Raw genomic sequence first — 2,489 nt, 5'->3', positions numbered from 1 at the left:
GGTTTGGAGCTGATTGGCTAAGGCTTGAGCCTGATCGGAGATCTCGAAGCTAGCAGAAGCCATAGGCTGCTCTTCTTGGACTACCAGGGTTCCTGCTAACCAATCTCCCAAGCGTTTCTCTCCCTTGCTAAAGATAATTAAAAATACTCCCAGGAACCATAAATCATCAACAGGTCTCAGCAAAGCACGTAGGGTAGCTTGCTGTAGTCTCACTGGTCTAGCATCATCACGAATGACACGAATTTTACCATAGCGCTTACCTGGTGTTTGTCCCTGCCATAGGGTTTCAAACAAAACGAAATAACCCACGTAAATCGAGAAAGTAATAAATAGATAAATGGCTAATAGCCACAACCCTAAATCATTAATACCAAAAAAATAGTCTAATAAGTCCAGCAGTTGGGAAGATAAAAAGCCCCAAGCAATTAGAAATACTAATAAAATTAATCCTAAGACAATATAATCAATTAGCAAGGCATAAGCTCGACTGCCAATCCCTGCTAAGGTTAATTCTAATTCAACACTTTCTGGGGTTTGTATAGTGACTCGATTAAAAAAATTAATCGGTGTTGAGCTTAGCTTCCCCATAGCTGTAAATCTATGCCTTCTTTACGACTACATAGATCGTAGTATATCACTGATTTAATCGCTTGCCAGAAAGGAACCAACAAGGCACCACTAGCAAAGCTCAACCCAAAAACTAGCACTAAATAAAGCCAGATAAAAATTGCTGATTCTTGAGGAAACAAAAGAGATAATAGAGTTTGTATGATGAATGTAGCTATCTGTACAGCAATCGAAATTGGTAGTGATATTAAAAATCCAACAACTACTATCCCTTGAATACGTAATATAAATCCCTGAGTTAATTTCCAGCTGCGACCAATGGCTGCCCTGGCACCGATAGAATTTTCTATAGCCAGGGTTATTTCATAAATCAACAACCGAGATATAAACCAGATAAATCCAAATAAAAAAGCAATCATAAAAATACTCAAAACCAGAAATCCTATGATAAGCATAGCAACACTATTCTCAGGGAGAGTATCGAGACTATCTAAAATAGTACTGCTATTCCCAGAAATTGAAGCAAGGACTCCGATCAAGATACTAAGAAGAACAATAATTACCATTATTGCCACCCAAGTTATCAAGGATACTAGGATTGCTGCTCCAAACGTTATCAAGGATACTAGGATGCCTGCTCTGAGAAAACTCCACATCCGAGCATTGACATGGCGGCGAGCCTCATTCACTGTTTCTGGACGTTCAATGATTTCCCTAAAGGCTAGACGTGAAATTAGCCCAAACATGGCACAAAACTTAGCCCAGCCATATATGGGAACTAATAGCCATAGATAACCGATAAAAGCTAGACGATAATATAACTTAAAATTGTCGCGGTAGATCCGCAAACCGACATTAACGACATTACCAATACTGAGTGGTCCTAAAGATTGGTTGGGACTAGGCTCATAAGACATGGGTCGATGGGGCTATTGATGGCAAGACAAGTTTTAACGCTATCTTAAGGGAGGTTTAGGAAAATTACACGGAAACTTTATGAATATTAAACGTTGGATTGGGCGGCGGGAAGCAAATTGGAAACAGTTGGATACTCTCCTGCAACAAGTGGAGAAACGAGGAATCAAGTCTTTGCCAGCATCCCAAATCAAGGAACTCGCTAGTTTGTATCGCTCCGTCTCAGCGGATTTAGCCCGTGCTAGAACTAACCAAGTAGGCCATACCCTGGTCAAGGATTTACAACGACTCACCTCTCGGGGCTATAACCAGGTTTATCAAGGTTCTCGCCGTCAAGACTGGCAAGGCTTAGGGGAGTTTTGTCGGTGGGGTTTCCCTGCTGTAGTGCAACAGACGTGGAGTTATATTGCGATCGCAACCGCAGTGTTTCTGCTCGGAGCCTTAATTGCCTGGTGGTTGGCTTGGCAAGATCCAGTGTTTATCTCCCTGGTGGTTCCGGAACAGTTAATTGAACAAGTACGCGATCGCCAGGAATTGTGGATGGGTTCGATTTTGGGCATGAAACCCTTAGCCTCCAGTGGCATTATGATTAACAATATATCGGTATGCTTTCGGGCAGTGGCTGGTGGGATTACCTGCGGTGCCTTTACCCTATATATCATGGCATTCAACGGAATACTGATTGGTGCCATTGGAACCTTAGTGGGTCAAAATAACTTAGCTTATCCCTTCTGGGCATTTGTGTTTCCCCATGGTTCCCTGGAATTACCCGCTATCTTCTTTGCTGGTGGAGCTGGTTTACTCATCGCTAGAGCAATTCTGTTTCCAGGCCAATATCGCCGGGTAGATGCATTGAAATTTTATGGCTCCCAAGCGGCTCAGTTGATGTTTGGGATTGTGCCGATGTTGATTATTGCTGGTATAAGCCAGACGATCTAAAAAATGCGAACACAAACGCTATCTCAGAAGCAGATATGGTTCTATCTACTGGCGGTGTATCAGTGGGG

At 42.5% G+C, this 2,489-nt stretch carries 3 protein-coding genes; 1 reads left to right on the top strand and 2 read right to left on the bottom strand.

From position 1 onward, the window contains the following. Nucleotides 1-588 (bottom strand): RDD family protein (locus F6K20_RS33960; protein ID WP_287297722.1); only part of this gene is annotated, 588 nt, incomplete at its 3' end. Beyond that, nucleotides 576-1,484 (bottom strand): hypothetical protein, encoded by a 909-nt coding sequence (locus F6K20_RS33955; RefSeq protein ID WP_008191370.1) that lies wholly within the window; start codon nt 1,482-1,484, stop codon nt 576-578. The genes F6K20_RS33955 and F6K20_RS33960, both read right to left, overlap by 13 nt. Before the next feature lie 79 nt (nt 1,485-1,563). On the opposite strand from F6K20_RS33955, the gene F6K20_RS33950 reads away from it, so the two are divergent. Next, entirely contained in the window at nt 1,564-2,421 is an 858-nt protein-coding gene (locus F6K20_RS33950) for a stage II sporulation protein M (protein ID WP_287297721.1), read from the top strand. The last annotated feature ends 68 nt before the right edge of the window (nt 2,422-2,489 follow it).

It is taken from the genome of Moorena sp. SIO2C4, assembly GCF_010672485.1.
GTDB classification, from domain to species: domain Bacteria; phylum Cyanobacteriota; class Cyanobacteriia; order Cyanobacteriales; family Coleofasciculaceae; genus Moorena; species Moorena producens.
The sequence above is the reverse complement of the archived record's forward strand: the minus strand, read 5'-3'. Positions and strand labels throughout refer to the sequence as shown.

Excerpts from the sequence above, each read along its gene's own strand:
- F6K20_RS33955 (WP_008191370.1), bottom strand. The coding sequence starts at position 1,484 with ATGTCTTATGAGCCTAGTCCCAACCAATCTTTAGGACCACTCAGTATT.
- F6K20_RS33950 (WP_287297721.1), top strand. The coding sequence starts at position 1,564 with ATGAATATTAAACGTTGGATTGGGCGGCGGGAAGCAAATTGGAAACAG.